The following is a 14,949-nucleotide window of genomic DNA, read 5'->3' on the forward strand; positions in this document are numbered from 1 at the left end:
ATGCTGCCGGGAACCCGGCGAGCCGCAATTACATGTCAGTTGCGCGCTGAGCCGGATCGGAGGCGTAGGTGTCCTCGTTATATTCTGGCTGCGCTTCAAGCTGCTCGCGGGTGAAGTCGCTGTAGATCACGTAGTCGCCGTCTTCATTGGCAGCGAATTCGAGATTTTCCATGCCAACAGCAACGCGCTTCTGACCCAGGCCGAGGAAGCCACCAAAGTCGACAACCATGGCGTCGATCTTGCCGTCTTCGGTGAGCAGGATGTCACCAACTTCGGCGATGTCTTCGCCATCAGGGCCGATCACGGTGGCGCCTTCGAGGTTGTCAGCGGTCAGCGCTTCATAATCAACGCGCTCATAACCATCGCGGGGCATGGCGGCGGCAGCGCCGTCAGCTGGCTGCATGGCTGGGTCGGCAGGGGCCATGGCTGGGTCAGCCGGAGCCATTGCTGGATCGGCAGGGGCCATCGCTGGATCAGCTGGCGTCATGCCATCAGCCGTGTTCATGTTGTCGGCTGGCTTGTCGTCTTCAAAGGTGAAGTCGGGCGCATTGTTGAGCTCGTCAGCCGTGGTTGGCAGAACCCAACGCTCGGTGTTGTCGGTGGCGACAGTGAATTCGAGGGAAGCGAAATCAACGGCAACCGACTTTTCGCCAATGCCCAGGAAACCGCCAACGCCGATCACAACAGCGGAGATCTTGCCGTCTTCAGTGAAGACCAGATCGGTGACATTGCCGATTTCTTCGGCATCATCGCCAGCGCTGGAATAGACGGGCTGATCGATCAGGCGGGTTGCCAGATTGTCGGTATCGACGCTGGTGTAACCGGTGGCCAGATCAAACGACTGGTACATTTCATCGTGATCGCCAGCTTCGGTGTGCATCTCGGTGCTCATGGCATCGCCCGTGGCGGGGGCCATTGCATCGGTGCCCATGGCAGGATCTGCGGGGGCTTCAGTGGTCGCAGGAGCCATTGCATCGGTAGCCGGTGCGGCTTCCTGAGCCATTGCGCCGGTCGACATCAGGGCAGCGAGGGCCGTGGTGGCCATAAGGGTGCGGATCATAGTAAGCTCCGTGTGTTCATTCTTGTGGTGAACGGGCCGTGCGGTGCAAAACTTGCAGGTGGCGCACCGTGCGGCCCTTGATGTCTCGACAACGCAGCCACTGCGCGAGACGTTCCGATAGAAATTTCGCCATTGGGCAAATTTTGCGTGGAACCACGTATCGAAAAGGCCGGCGCTCATAGTGAGGCCGGCCTTTTCGATGGCTTCTATCTTATCTGAGAGATGCGGGGTTGATCAGTCGATCAACTGGGCGGTGTCGCGATCATAGCTGCGCATGGCGCGGTGTGGCATGCCGCCATCCTGAAATTCGGGACCAAAGGCGGCAAAGCCCAGGCGCTCATAAAAGCCGAGCTTGTCGGACTGGGCGGTGAGGTAGAAGCGGTCCCGGCCCGCGGCGCGGGCGTGGTCCATCGCCGTGATGATCATCGCCTTGGCAATGCCCTGACCGCGAAAGGCCTGATGCACGGCGACGCGGCCGATCTTGATGTGCTCGGGCTTGTCGAGCAGGCGCAACGTGCCCACGACCTCGCCGGCGACGATGGCGACAAAATGGGTCGCCGTCAGGTCGTCGGCATCGTTTTCTTCTTCTTCGGGGACTTTCTGCTCCCAGACGAACACCTCGCGGCGAAGCGCGAAGGCGGCGTTGCACAGGGCAGAAAAGGGCGGCACGGTCAGGATGGTGTTGGTCATGGCCGCCAAGATAGCCGAGCGTGCGGCCTGCTGCCTAGTGGCCGCCCAGATGCCATTGGCGATGCACCAGCTGATGGATGAAGCTGAGCTTTTCAATAACCGGGGGCGTCAGCACAAAGGGATAGGCATCGGGATGACCCATGGCACGATTGAGATTGTTGAGCATGTTGGCCAGCGGCACCCAGTTGTCGACAATGGTCTGGGCGTCCGGGGCGGTATAGGGCACGAAGCCGGTCTGGATGGAAAGATCGGCATCCTGGCCGTCGACCCGGGCGTGCACGCCAAAGGATGAGGCCATCTCGACGGTGTCCACGATGTGAAGATAGTGCGCGAAGGTTTCGGCAAAATCTTCCCAGGGATGGCAGGTGGCGTAGGAGCTGATGAAATTCTGCGACCAGCCCGCTGGCGCGCCATTGGCATAGTGGGCCTCAAGCGCCTCGCCGTAATCGAGCGTTTCGTCGCCAAACAGCCGGCGGAACTCGCCCAGTGGCGCGCGGCCATCGACCAGCAGATCCCAGTAATGGTGCCCGATCTCGTGGCGGAAATGACCCAGCAGGGTGCGGTAGGGCTCGCCCATTGAGGTGCGGCGCGCCTCGCGCTCGGCGTCGTCGGCCTCGATCAGCGCAATGGTGATGATGCCGTTGTCGTGGCCAGTCAGCACCCGTTCCTTGGCGACGGGGGTATCGGCCAGAAAGCGGAAGGACAGGCCATGCTCGGGATTGCTGGCGCGGGTCTGCAGCGGCAGATCAAGACGCAGCAGGGAATAGAACAGGCGCTTCTTGGCGCGCTCGATGACCTGCCAGCGGGACAGGTTGAGCGGGTCGCTGATATCGGGGATGGTATCATTGTGCCGACAGGCAGCGCAGAAGGGATCGCCGCCGGGCGTGGCGCGGATCAACCAGTTGCAGGCGCTATGCTTGGCATTTTCGCAGAACACATAGGGTTCGTCGGGGAAGGTCGAGGAGGACCATGTATTGCCTTCCTGGACCAGTGAGACCAGCGCGTTCTTGTCCGAGCGGTAGCCCAGGGTATGGCCGCAGCGTCCGCAACTGGCGTTCTCGAAATAGACGGTGTTACCGCAGTGGTCGCAGGCAAAGAGTTTCATGAGGCAGGCCTTGGTATGTCACGGCAACAATGCGCAGAGGCTTTACATGTTCCGAACGCGCGATGTGGATATTTCGACGTTTTGGCCGCTATTGTGTGGCTGAGCCATTTGGCGGGTGAAGCGGGCAATGATAGGGCAATGGTGTTCGATCTGGAGAACTGGCTGTGAGCATTGAGTTTTTGATCACCACGCTGATCGTGGTCGTGTCGCCGGGTACCGGGGCGCTCTATACGATCGCGGCGGGACTGAGCCGGGGCGGCAAGGCGAGCGTGTGGGCGGCCTTTGGCTGCACCGTGGGGATCGTGCCGCACATGCTGGCGGCCATTACCGGGCTGGCAGCCATTCTGCACACCAGTGCGCTGGCCTTCGAGATCATCAAGTATCTCGGCGTGGCTTATCTGCTCTATATGGCCTGGGTGACGCTGCGTGATACCGGCTCGCTGAGCCTGGAAGCCGATGTGACCAACAAGTCGGTGGGCAAGGTGATCACCGAGGCCGTGCTGATCAATATTCTCAATCCAAAGCTATCGATCTTCTTTTTCGCTTTCCTGCCGCAGTTCGTGCCTGCCAGCGCGCCCAATGCGCTGGGCCAGATGCTGGAGCTGAGCGGGGTGTTCATGGCTGTGAGCTTTGCCGTATTCGCGATCTATGGCCTGTTCGCCGCCGCGATCCGCGGACAGCTGATTACGCGGCCAGCGATCATGGTGTGGATGCGGCGCAGCTTTGCGGGCGCGTTCGTGCTGCTCAGCGCCCGGCTGGCGCTGATGGAGCGCTAGGCGCTGCGCTAATCCTCTTCGGTGATCGTGTAGTGCCGTGGCAGACCCGCTGTGACCTGCGCCCATGCGGTATCCCTGGCTCGATCCTGGTGCGCATCGAAGGCCCCGCGATCGACAAAGCACTCGGTGACCAGGAAATGGCCGGGCCGCGATGGCCTTTCGGTCACCTCAAACGCCGTGCAGCCGGGTTCGGCGCGTGTCAGCTCCATATGCAGCGGCAGGGCGGCCCTGACCTGCTCGCGGCGCTCTGGCGGCACTTCAAGATAGCCCTGAAGGCGCAGCTTGCCCACGCTCAGACGCTACCGACGGTCTTGAGGCGAATGCGCGGGTGCACTTCGTTCTGGCTCATCACCACAGTCTGGGGACGGAAGCGCTCGACGATGGAGCGCACATGGGAGCGAATGCCCGGCGAGGTGATCAGCACAGGGATTTCTCCGACCTGAGCAGCGCGCTCATAAGCGGACTGAACGGCACCAATGAACTGCTGCAGGCGCGACGGGGCCATGGCCAGATGGCGGTTCTCGCCTTCGCCCACCATGGCTTCGGCGAAGTCGCGTTCCCATTGCGGGCCCAGGGTGAGCAGCGGCAGATTGCCATCGGGGCCCAGATTGGCCGCGCAGAGCTGGCGCGCCAGACGGCTGCGGACGTGCTCGGCAATGGTCTGCACCGAACGGCCATTGCCGGCAATTTCGGCGACGCCTTCGAGGATGGTCGACAGATCGCGGATCGAGATGCGTTCGTTGAGCAGGGTTTGCAGCACCCGCTGCACGCCCGAGACCGTGATCAGGCTGGGGACAATGTCCTCGACCAGCTTTTGCTGTTCCTTGGGCAGGCCGGACAGCAGGGACTGAACATTGGCGTAGCTGAGCAGGTCCGCCACATTGGTCTTGAGTACTTCGGTCAGATGGGTGGAAATGACCGTGGATGGATCGATGATGGACAGACCGCGCAGCTCGGCTTCGTCGCGCAGCGCCGGTTCGATCCAGGTTGCCGGCAGCCCAAAGGTTGGCTCGGTGGTGTGATGGCCGGGCAGATCGATCTGATTGCCATAGGGGTCCATGACCATGAGCTGGTTGGCAAAGATCTCGCCGGCGCCGGCTTCGACTTCCTTGATGCGCACTTTGTAGCTGTTGGGCTCAAGCTGCATGTTGTCCAAGATGCGGACGGGCGGCATGACAAAGCCAAGTTCGGTGGCCAGCTGGCGGCGCAGGGCCTTGATCTGTTCGGTAAGGCGGTCGGAGCCGTTCTCGTCTTCCTTGACCAGGCTGAGCAGGCCATAGCCGAGTTCGAGCTTGAGCTCGTCAATCTTGAGGCTGTCGGTAATGGGCTGTTCGTCAGCCTGCCCCTGGCCGCCGGGCAGGGCCGGGGCCTTGGTGGTGGCTTCCAGTTCGGCGTCGGCGATGCGCTCATCCTTGGCACGGGCCGAGCGCCAGGCGACATAGCCCACCGTGCCCGAGATCAGCAAGAAGGGCACGACTGGCATGCCTGGCAGGAAGGCCAGCAGGCCCATGACGGCCGAGGACATGCCCAGCGCGCGTGGATAGCCGGTGAACTGAGCCGACAGGGCCTTGTCGGCCGAACCGGTGACGCCGGACTTGGACACCAGGATACCGGCAGCGGTGGAGACGATCAGGGCAGGGATCTGGGAAACCAGACCGTCACCAATGGTGAGCAGGGTATAGACATTGCCCGCTTCGGAAACCGACAGGCCTTCCTGCATCATGCCGATGAAAATGCCGGCGATGACGTTGATGAAGGTGATGATCAGGCCGGCAATGGCATCGCCACGCACGAATTTGGAGGCACCGTCCATGTTACCGAAAAAGGCGCTTTCGCCTTCCAGCTCGGCGCGGCGCTTCTTGGCGGTGTCCTCGTCGATCAGGCCGGCGCTGAGATCGGCGTCGATGGCCATCTGCTTGCCGGGCATGGCGTCCAGGCTGAAGCGGGCGGCCACTTCGGCGATACGGCCCGAACCCTTGGTGATGACGATGAAGTTGACCAGCACCAGAATGGAAAACACCACCACGCCGATGACGAAGTTGCCGCGCATGACGAAGTTGCCGAAGGCTTCGATGACGTGGCCAGCCGCCGCGGTGCCGGTATGGCCTTCGGCCAGGATCAGGCGTGTGGTGGCCAGGTTCAGGCCCAGGCGCAGCATGGTGGCGATCAGCAGAACCGTTGGAAACGATGAGAATTCCAGCGGTTTCTGAATGAACAGCGCCGTCATCAGGATCATTACCGAGAAGACGATCGAGATGGCCAGAAGGCCATCGAGCAGGACCGGCGGCATCGGCACGATGAGGATGACGATGAGGCCCATGACGCCTGTCGCCAGGGCGATATCGCCCGAGCGCAGCATGTCCACAATCGAGGCAGCCGATGGAATCTTGAACGGCGCTCGTGTGGGGCCTGTGGGCAGGTCGGTCATCTAGGTCCTAAGCGACTGAGCGCCGTTCACCGGGATCAGGCACCTTGGTACCTTCGTCGGCATATTGGTTGAGCTTGTTGCGCAGCGTGCGAATCGAGATGCCCAGAATATTGGCCGCATGCGTGCGGTTGCCCAGCGTGTGATCAAGGGTATCCAGTATCAAATCACGCTCGACATCGGCCACGGTGCGGCCGACCAGGGCCGCCGACATGGTCTGGGCCGTCTGGGCCAGCTGCGCTGATAGCGAGCTGGCCGCGGCGACTTCGTTCAAACCCATGCCATCCGGCAGCACAATGGCATCGGGACCGATGACATCGCCTGACGAGAGCAACACCGCGCGGTGCAACGTGTTTTCCAGCTCACGGACATTTCCCGGCCAGGGGGCCTTGAGCAGGGCAGCACGAGCGTCCGGGGACAGGACGCGCGGGGGCAGGCCATTGGCCTTGGCATATTTGTCGACAAAATGCTCGGACAGCGCAGCAATATCGCCGGGGCGATCGCGCAGGGCAGGGAGCTTGAGATTGACGACGTTAAGACGGAACAGCAGATCTTCGCGGAAGCTGCCTTCACGGACAGCATCGCTGAGATTGCGATTGGATGTAGCCAGAATTCGGATATCGACGGGAACAGGCTTGGTGCCGCCGACGCGGTCGATCAGGCGTTCCTGAATGGCGCGCAGCAGCTTGGACTGCAGGCGTACGTCCATCTCGCTGATTTCGTCGAGCAGCAGGGTGCCGCCCGAGGCTTCCTCGAACTTGCCGATGCGGCGGGCGATGGCACCGGTGAACGAGCCCTTTTCATGGCCGAACAGCTCGGATTCCAGCAGCGCTTCGGGAATGGCCGCGCAGTTGATGGAAATGAAGGGCTTGTTGGCGCGCTTGGAGCGGGCGTGAACGTATTTGGCGATCACTTCCTTACCGGTACCGCTTTCGCCGGTGATCAGGATCGAGGCATCGGAGCCGGCGATCTGGTCGGCCATCTTGACCACGCGTTCCATGGCCGGATCGCGGAACAGAAATTCGGCACTGTCGCGGGCCACGGCGGCGATAACGGCTGCAATCAGCTCGGCATCGGGAGGCAGGGGGATGTATTCCTTGGCGCCGGCGCGGATGGCGTTAACGGCGGCGGCGGCATTGGCCTCGACGCCACAGGCGACCACGGGAATGGCAATGCGCTCAGCTTCGAGCCCGGCGATGAGCCCGGCAATATCCATGACCACATCGACCAGCAGGAGATCGGCACCGCGACCGGCGCGCAGGGCAGCCAGGGCGATTTCGACGGAGGGGGCGTGTGCCACCTTGGCACCGCCATTCATAGCCATCTTGGTGGCTTCGCTGAGCTGGCCTTCGAGGGCCCCGATGATGAGCAGACGCATCCTGAGTGCCTCCCTTATTGCGGCTTGATGATTTCGGTCATGGTGACGCCGAGCTTGGACTCGACCAGCACGATTTCGCCGCGTGCCACCAGCCGTTCATTGATGAAGATCTCGACGGCCTCGCCGACCTGGCGGTCCAGCTCGATCACGGTGCCGGTATCGAGCTTGAGCAGGTCCGAGACGGCCATCTTGGTGCGGCCCAATACGACCGAGATGCGGACGGGGACGTCAAAGACGGCTTCAAGATCTGCCGCGCTGCGTTCGACATAGGCCTCAGGCCCGTCTTCCTTGACGCTGGCCAGCATCTCTTCGAAGTTGATGCCGCCGTCTTCGGTATCGGCGCCGGGTTCGTTATCAGAATCGCTCAATGGCCACTCTCCTGTGCAATGGTCTTGCCGGACTTGGCGGCGAGGTAGGCGGAAATTTTCTTGTCGATGTCCTTGGACACGGCGCCGATATCGCGGACCAGACCGCCATCGACCCATTCCAGCTTGCCGTCACCGACGCGCTGGTCGGGATCGCCCATGACCACCAGACGGCCCGAAAAGCCCGAGGTCTTCATGTGCTCGGTGGCGATGTCGCGAATGCCGTCGGCAATCGAGGGATGGCAGCGCACGACCAGATGCGGCACGCCGCCCAGGCTCTGCATGCATTCGGCAATCAGCGCATCGAGCTCGACAGTGGGGTAGCGGGCCAGAAGATGCAGGGCCAGCTTGCGCCCGACAGTGCTGGCCAGATCGATGGCTTCGCGCTGCGCCTGAGCGGTCGCATCGTCAAGGGCGGCGGCCATTTCGGCGCCATGGGTGGCCAGCATGCCCGCGGCAGACGCCAGGGTCTGGGCCGCCTGGGCAGTTGCCGAACGTTCGCCTTCGGCCAGTCCTTCGGCAAAAGCCTGTTCGCGCGCCTGGGCGACCAGCATGGCGACCATGTCTTCGGGCACGGTCGGCTTGGCTGGGGCAGCCTTGGTCTTCTGCCCCATATCGAGATCAAAATTGAAACGTGCGGGTTGTGCCACTTACGCCACCATCTGATCGTCGGCTTTGGTCTTCATGATCACGATATCGCCCTTGGCAGCGAGATCCTTGGCCGTGGAGACCATGCGACCCTGGGCTTCGTCGACATCCTTGAGGCGGACGGGGCCCATGACCTCCATGTCGTCCTTGAGCAGCTTGGCTGTGCGGCCGGACATGTTCTCGAAGAAGGTCTCCTTGATCGCGTCGTTGGCGCCCTTGAGCGCCATGGCGAGTTCCTTTTTGTCCATGCGCGCAAGCAGGGTCTGAATGGCGGAGGATTCAAGCTTGGCCAGATCCTCGAAGGTGAACATCAGCGCCTTGATGCGCTCGGCATCGTCGCGATTGTTCTCCTCGAGCGTGGTGATGAAGCGCGCTTCGGTCTGGCGATCGAAGGCGTTGAAGATTTCGGCCATCTGTTCGTGGCTGTCGCGGCGCTTGGAGTGGTTGAGCGTGGACATGAATTCGGTGCGCAGGGTGGACTCGATCTTTTCGAGGATTTCCTTTTGCACCGGATCAAGGCCGAGCATGCGCTGGACGACGTCCATGGCCAGCTCTTCGGGCAGCACGGCGAGCACCTGGGAGGCATGCTCGGTGGCAATCTTGGAGAGCACCACGGCGATGGTCTGGGGGTATTCGTTCTTGAGATAGGCGGCCAGCACGTCGGCCTGCACGTTGGACAGCTTTTCCCACATATTGCGGCCAGCGGGGCCGCGGATCTCTTCCATGATGGAATCGACCTTGTCCTGGCTGAGGAAGCTGAGCAGCAGGCGTTCGGTGGAATCGGTATTGCCCGAGAGCGAGCCGTTGGAGGAGACCGCGGTCACAAACTCGACCATCAGGTCATCGAGCATTTCCTGGGTGATGGGGCCAAGGCGCACCATGGCACGGCTGAGCTGCTTGACCTCAAGCTCGTCGAGCTCGTCAAAAATGGGCTTGCCGTAATCGGGACCCAGCGCCAGCAACAGGGCTGCGGCCTTTTCGTCACCGGTCAGGACACGGGTGGTGGTGGCGTCATTGACGACCAGCTGGCCCGGGGCCTTGGCGGCGTCGGGTTGCTGAGCGGGTTCACCTGATTGGGATACGAGGGCCATGATCGTTACGCTGCACTACCAAGCCAGTCGCGCACGATCAGTGCGGCCTGCTTGGGGTTTTCTTCAACGAGGTCGCCGACCATTTTGAGCGTCTGGAGCTGTGTTTCCCCCATCGACTTGGCGTTGGCGACCCATGCGGGGGTCTTGTCCTTGGGTTCGTCGGGCTCCTCGTTGATCACACGGCCATCGGGGCCCAGTGTACCAGCGTGGCCGACTTCAGCCGCTGACGGCAGCGACAAGGGCTTGGTTTCGGGTGTCAGCACCTTCTTGAGCAGCGGGCGCATCACGAAGAAGACCAGAGCCAGCGCGATGAGCAGGGTGACGGCCATTTCGGCGCCATTCATCAGGTCGTCGCGGGTGAAGTCGAGCAGGCCACCGGAAGCATCGGTGCCCGGTGCTGCCAGCTCGGGCCGCTCGGCAAACTGCATATTGACCACTTCGACGCTGTCGCCGCGGGTCTCCGAATAGCCCACAGCAGAGCGCACCAGGGTCAGGATCTGAGTGACTTCCTCGGCGCTGCGGGGTGCGTAGGTGACGTTGCCATCGCCTTCGTCGGTATAGACGCCATCGACAACCACGGCGACCGAGAGGCGCTTGATCTGGCCCGCTTCGGTAACGGCGGTCTGGGTGGTCTTGGAGATTTCGTAATTGGTCACTTCCTCGGTGGAAGTGCCCTTTTCGGTGGCGGTGTTGCCGTTATTGCCGCTGGCACCGGGCAGTTCATTGGCAACGGTGACCTGACCATCGGCGCCGCCCGAGAGGTTTTCGGTTTCACGGATCTGGCTGGAGCGGACGACCTGGGATTCGGGATCGAAGGTTTCCTGGGTGGTGGTGGAGCGGTTGAAATCGATCTCGGCGCTGACTTCAACGCGGGCCCGACCGGCGCCAACCACATTGGCCAGCATGTCCTCGACGCGGGTGCGCATGCGGTTTTCGTAGCTGAGCGTGCGCTCGGCTGCCTGACCGGACAGGGCGCCTTCAGCGTCATCGCCCGAACCGGACGCCAGCAGATTGCCCTGATCATCGACGATGGCGACGTGGGTCGGGCTCATGCCTTCAATGGCCGAGGAGACCATGTGCTGAATGGCGCGAATTTCGCCCGAAGCCAGTTCGCCCCGCACCGAGAGCACGATGGAGGCCGTTGGGTCCTTGCGTTCGCGGCGGAACAGTTCGCGCTCGGGCAGCACCAGATGCACGCGAGCCGACTTGATGCGGGTCAGCGAGTTGATGGTGCGGGCCAGTTCGCCTTCAAGGGCGCGGACATTGTTGATGTTCTGAACGAAGCTGGTGGCGCCCAGGGTCGACTGCTGATCGAAGATCTCATAGCCGACCTGACCGCGCTGGGGCAGGCCTGAGCCGGCCAGGGTCATGCGCAGCGTGGTGATCTGGTCGCGCGGCACCAGAATGGTATCGCCTTCGCCCCGCAGCTCGTAGGGCGTGTTCATCGTCTGCAGTTCGCTGATGATGGCCGAGGAGTCTTCCAGGCTCAGCCCGGTATAGAGTGGCGCCAGGTTCGGGGTCTGGGCCCGCATGATCAGAAAGGCAAAGAAGCCGAGCATGAGCACAGCGACCGTCGCCATAGCTGCCAGTCGCGGCAATCCTATGCGGTTCATCAACTGTGTGAAATTGTCCAAGCCGGCACTCGATTCAAACTGGGCTGATTCAAACGCAAATCTGCGCGGTGATCGCTGGGCAAAAATTACCTAGCTGGTGGTAAACAGAGTCTTAACGAATTGTTGCGGAATGCAATTTCCGGCAGAAAATGCCGAGCTAAGTGAATGAAAGGTTCTCTTCCATGCTCAAAATCCTGGGCCGAGTGACATCAATCAACGTGCGCAAGGCGCTTTGGGCGCTCGATGAACTGGGTGTGCCCTATGAGCGCGAAGACTGGGGACAACCGCTGCGCGACCCCCGCGTGCCCGAGTTTCTGGCGCTCAATCCCAATGGGCAGGTGCCGGTACTGATCGAGGATGATTTCGTGCTCTGGGAGAGCATCGCGATCATGGGTTACATCAATCAGGCCCATGGCAAGGGGGCGTTGCTGCCCGAAACGGCGCGTGAGCAGGCGCTGGTGATGCAGTGGGTGGAATGGCAAAATACCGAACTGGGCGCCCATTGGGGCTATCCGCTGCGGGCGATCATCCGCAAGGAACCTGGCTATGACAATACTGACGCCCTGGCGAAAAGCATCGCGCTATGGGCCGGCAAGATGGCGATCATCGAGGCGCATCTGGCCAAGGGCGGGGCGTTTGTGGTGGGCGAGTGCTTTTCGCTGGCCGATATTGCCATCACGCTAGGATTGCATCGCTGGTTTGCCATCCCCTTTGAGCATGCGCCCATGCCGGCCGCGCAGGCCTATTATGAGCGCATGATGGAGCGGCCGGCGGCCAAGGCCTGGCTGGCTCCGCAGACGCCCTGAGGGGGCCGCACAACAGCAAAGCCCGCCCGGAGAACCGGGCGGGCTTTGAAAATCTGAGCTATGAGCCTTTCGGCTCAGCCTTCGCGGTAGTGCTGGATCCAGGTTGTCCGCAATCCAGCAAGTCCATGCTTGTCGATAGCCGCTTGCCAATTCAAGAATTCATCGACGCTAAGCGTGTAACGGTCGCATGCCTCTTCGAGGCTAAGCAAACCGCCGCGCACAGCAGCGACGACTTCGGCTTTACGGCGAATGACCCACCTCCGCGTATTAGCGGGGGGAAGATCTGCAATCGTGAGCGGACTTCCGTCCGGTCCGATAACGTACTTAACGCGAGGTCGCATCTGTACGGTCATTTTACTCTCTACTCAAACCTGACCATATGATGAGTAGACTAGGCCAACTGCCTTAAAATTCGACTAAGGGGAAACTTACAACTGGTTAAGGCCAGCCCCGAATTCCCCAAGCGCCGGTTCACTTTTTTCATGAATGCGAAAGGCCACCCGGAGGTGGCCTGACGGAAGGATCGGTGATGGGGGTGAACCACTTGCTAGCTGGTGGTTTCAGCCTGTTCCTGGTCGCCCACGGTGGTGGTCGAGGTCGGTGGCAGGCGCACGTCGGTCACGTCGGTGATGGCCACCTTGCGTGACCCAACGGTCAGGATTGGGACACTACCGGTGAAGTCCACGCCGGAGGCGATGCCGATCGAAGAGGTTGTTACGTCAACAGTGCGACCCTGAACGTTGCTGCCCTTGATGTCGATTGTGTAGATGCCATTGGGCTGGGTATTGCCGTCGCTGCCCATGCCATCCCAGCGGAAGGTGCCGGGGCCTGCATTGAGCGAGCCGGTTTCGGTGTACACCACGCTGCCGCCGGCATTCTTGATTGTGACGGTGGCGTTGGCGACCTGGGCTTCGGCATTATAGGACCAGAACACGGCTTCCTTGTCGGTCAGTTCGCCCGTCTTGCCGGTGGAGGTCACCTGTTTGCCAATATAGGAGACAGCATCGGACTTGGCGGTATTCTGACCAGCCAGCATCAGGGTCTCAAGGAACTCATTGGCCTTGAGCTGCTGCTCGACGCCGGAGAACTGCACCAATTGCTGGGTGAACTGGTTGGTGTCGAGCGGATCGAGTGGATTCTGGTTCTTGAGCTGTGTGGTCAAGATGTTGAGGAAGGTGTCGAAATTGTCCGCGATACCGGCGCGGGCTGTCGATGTGCTTGATGTGCCGGTACCTGAAACGCCACTGACTGCCATGACATCTACTCCTTACGCGATGATGTTGACGCCGCTCGCCGTGAGGCTGCCGCGATAGAGGTTGACGGTTGGGGGCGGCGCTTCTTCGATATCGCCGGCGCCCATGCCGTTCAGACTGAATTTCTGGCCCTGATCGTCGCGACCCTGCTGCTGGCCACCACTGAAGGGGTTCTGCTTGAGCGAGAATTCGAGATTGGTCTTGGCGCCATCGAGGCCCGCCTGCTGCAGCGCCTTTTCCAGTGCGCGCTGGTCGCGCTGCATCAGATCGAGCGTTTCGGATTTTTCCACCACCAGACGGGCATTGATCTGGCCGCCCTTGTCGATATCGAGCCGGACGTCGATGCGGCCCAGTTCAGGGGGTCGAGCCGCATCTGAAAGCGCGTATTGCCCTCATTGACCTGACGGACCAGCTCGAACGCCAATTGGGGCAGGTTGAGCTGTTGCTGGCTGGTCTGATAGCCGGGCTGAACGGCGCGTGTTGCCACGGCGTCGATGCGCACGGCCTGCGGGGCCGCCTGGGTTGCTGCCTGCGCCTCGGCACGCTCCGCGTCGGTCGCTGCGGCAACGGGTGTTGCGGCAGGTGCCTTGGCGTCGATGGGCTTTTTGTCTTCGGCAGGCTTGTCGCCAGCGCGATCGCCGGTTTCGGCGTCGGGCTGATTGTCGGTGGCGGCGGCCGTCAGCTTGATATCTGCCTCGGCGCCCTCGGTGGTTTCGCTGGTGGCGGCCGGCGCGGTGGCGTCGGCCTTGCCGGTCAGGGTTGGTTCGGTGAGCTTGAGCGCAGGGGCCGCCAGAGACTGGGTAGCCGCGCTGGTTTCAAGCTTGGGCGCGGGGTTGACCAGCTTGGCCAGAGCCGCTTGCAGATCGGCATCGAAGCTGTCATCGGCCTGCAGGCCCATGGCTGCCAGATCATCGGCGCTGACCGCGCCGCTATTGAGTTGCTGCAACAGGGCAACGAGCTTCTCGCCGACCGACTTGACGATGGCGGACAGCTCGGCACTGGCCGCTGGTCCGGCTTCGCCGGCCAGCATGGTCTGGGCCAGCGGTGCCAGCGCCTGGGTCAATTGCGCCGCTGCATTGCCGTCGCCATCCACGATGGCGGTGGTGAGCGCGGTCAGATCGTCCAGGCCGGCGGTGGCGGACAGATCGATATTGAATTTGGCGGAAAGCCCTTCGAGCGCTTCATTGATGTGGGTGAGCAGTTCCGGGTCGACGGTCTCGCCGGCGTCGATTGCCTGCTTGAGGTTGGCCAGGCCGTTCACCAGATCGGTGAGCAGGGCCTTGGCCTCATCGGTTGTTTCGATTGGCGCAGTAGCATCGATGACCGCGGCGAATGCCTCGGGGTCTTCACTGCCTGCCTGGGTGTCCTTGCCCCAGCCTATGCCCTTGATCAGGTCGGCCACTGCACTCAGGCTCAGCGTAGGCTTGGCGCTGCCGTCAGCCTTGGTATCGGCGGCTTTGTCGCCGCCACCGAGCATGGCCGCAAATGCGCCCATCACGCCGGGCTCGGTTTCAGCCGTACCCTGGGCGTTGAGCGCCTTGGTGGTCGTGATGCCGGCCGGGGCCTTGGATGTAACGGTCAGATGAGATGCCACGTGTTTGGGCTCGCAAAAAGAGACTAGTCCGCCCAGTTCAATGCAAGCGCCTTGCCAAGTCGGCATCTGGCCAGAAAACGCATTTGCAAGAATGGCTTAGGGCAAGCGCAGTGGGCCAGCGCGCTGCGCTTGATCGTTCCAAGGG

General features: G+C 61.9%; 16 protein-coding genes. 2 read left to right on the top strand and 14 right to left on the bottom strand.

The genetic code is table 11. From position 1 onward, the window contains the following. Positions 1–28 precede the first annotated feature (28 nt). From AC0L37_RS02715 to AC0L37_RS02725, 3 genes are all read right to left on the bottom strand, one after another. A complete protein-coding gene (locus AC0L37_RS02715) occupies positions 29–1,060 on the bottom strand; it encodes a PRC-barrel domain-containing protein (RefSeq protein ID WP_282222071.1) in 1,032 nt (343 codons plus the stop codon). 234 nt (positions 1,061–1,294) lie between these two features. Next, entirely contained in the window at positions 1,295–1,750 is a 456-nt protein-coding gene (locus AC0L37_RS02720) for a GNAT family N-acetyltransferase (protein WP_282222070.1), read from the bottom strand. A 34-nt stretch (positions 1,751–1,784) separates the two neighbouring features. Next, complete coding sequence (locus tag AC0L37_RS02725) at positions 1,785–2,855, bottom strand: zinc-binding metallopeptidase family protein (protein ID WP_282222069.1); 1,071 nt, start codon at positions 2,853–2,855, stop codon at positions 1,785–1,787. Positions 2,856–3,019: 164 nt separating this feature from the next. Between AC0L37_RS02725 and AC0L37_RS02730 the strand changes: the two genes are divergently transcribed. Next, entirely contained in the window at positions 3,020–3,631 is a 612-nt protein-coding gene (locus AC0L37_RS02730; protein ID WP_212656926.1) for a LysE family translocator, read from the top strand. A gap of 8 nt (positions 3,632–3,639) precedes the next feature. On the opposite strand, the gene AC0L37_RS02735 is transcribed toward AC0L37_RS02730, so the two are convergent. The 7 genes from AC0L37_RS02735 to fliF are packed head-to-tail and all read right to left on the bottom strand — an operon-like array spanning position 3,640 to position 11,172. Continuing rightward, positions 3,640–3,921, bottom strand: a complete 282-nt coding sequence (locus AC0L37_RS02735; protein ID WP_282222068.1) for a putative quinol monooxygenase — start codon at positions 3,919–3,921, stop codon at positions 3,640–3,642. Positions 3,922–3,923: 2 nt separating this feature from the next. After that, positions 3,924–6,059, bottom strand: coding sequence for a flagellar biosynthesis protein FlhA (gene flhA, locus AC0L37_RS02740; RefSeq protein WP_212656927.1), 2,136 nt, complete (start codon positions 6,057–6,059; stop codon positions 3,924–3,926). A 7-nt stretch (positions 6,060–6,066) separates the two neighbouring features. Further along, positions 6,067–7,434, bottom strand: coding sequence for a sigma-54-dependent transcriptional regulator FlbD (gene flbD, locus AC0L37_RS02745; RefSeq protein WP_212656928.1), 1,368 nt, complete (start codon positions 7,432–7,434; stop codon positions 6,067–6,069). A 14-nt stretch (positions 7,435–7,448) separates the two neighbouring features. Continuing rightward, entirely contained in the window at positions 7,449–7,739 is a 291-nt protein-coding gene (fliN, locus tag AC0L37_RS02750) for a flagellar motor switch protein FliN (protein WP_212659058.1), read from the bottom strand. Positions 7,740–7,798: 59 nt separating this feature from the next. Continuing rightward, positions 7,799–8,449: a FliH/SctL family protein gene (locus AC0L37_RS02755; protein WP_212656929.1), complete on the bottom strand. Its 651-nt coding sequence runs from the start codon at positions 8,447–8,449 to the stop codon at positions 7,799–7,801. Next, positions 8,450–9,538 carry a flagellar motor switch protein FliG gene (fliG, locus tag AC0L37_RS02760; protein ID WP_212656930.1) on the bottom strand — a complete coding sequence of 363 codons (1,089 nt, stop codon included), beginning with the start codon at positions 9,536–9,538 and terminating at the stop codon, positions 8,450–8,452. Positions 9,539–9,543: 5 nt separating this feature from the next. After that, positions 9,544–11,172 (bottom strand): flagellar basal-body MS-ring/collar protein FliF, encoded by a 1,629-nt coding sequence (fliF, locus tag AC0L37_RS02765; protein ID WP_212656931.1) that lies wholly within the window; start codon positions 11,170–11,172, stop codon positions 9,544–9,546. A 161-nt stretch (positions 11,173–11,333) separates the two neighbouring features. Here fliF and AC0L37_RS02770 point away from each other — a divergent pair, with 161 nt between their 5' ends. Further along, positions 11,334–11,957 (top strand): glutathione S-transferase family protein, encoded by a 624-nt coding sequence (locus AC0L37_RS02770; RefSeq protein ID WP_282222067.1) that lies wholly within the window; start codon positions 11,334–11,336, stop codon positions 11,955–11,957. A gap of 74 nt (positions 11,958–12,031) precedes the next feature. Here AC0L37_RS02770 and sciP read toward each other — a convergent pair whose 3' ends face one another. The 4 genes from sciP to AC0L37_RS02790 form a co-directional block, all read right to left on the bottom strand. Next, positions 12,032–12,310 (bottom strand): CtrA inhibitor SciP, encoded by a 279-nt coding sequence (gene sciP, locus AC0L37_RS02775; protein ID WP_035102845.1) that lies wholly within the window; start codon positions 12,308–12,310, stop codon positions 12,032–12,034. A gap of 194 nt (positions 12,311–12,504) precedes the next feature. Further along, positions 12,505–13,212: a flagellar hook assembly protein FlgD gene (locus AC0L37_RS02780; RefSeq protein ID WP_212656933.1), complete on the bottom strand. Its 708-nt coding sequence runs from the start codon at positions 13,210–13,212 to the stop codon at positions 12,505–12,507. A 12-nt stretch (positions 13,213–13,224) separates the two neighbouring features. After that, positions 13,225–13,563, bottom strand: coding sequence for a flagellar hook-length control protein FliK (locus tag AC0L37_RS02785; protein WP_473315309.1), 339 nt, complete (start codon positions 13,561–13,563; stop codon positions 13,225–13,227). Continuing rightward, complete coding sequence (locus AC0L37_RS02790; protein WP_282222066.1) at positions 13,473–14,804, bottom strand: hypothetical protein; 1,332 nt, start codon at positions 14,802–14,804, stop codon at positions 13,473–13,475. The genes AC0L37_RS02785 and AC0L37_RS02790 overlap by 91 nt, the downstream gene beginning before the upstream one ends. Between the last annotated feature and the right edge of the window lie 145 nt (positions 14,805–14,949).

The organism is Devosia sp. J2-20 (genome assembly GCF_055808475.1).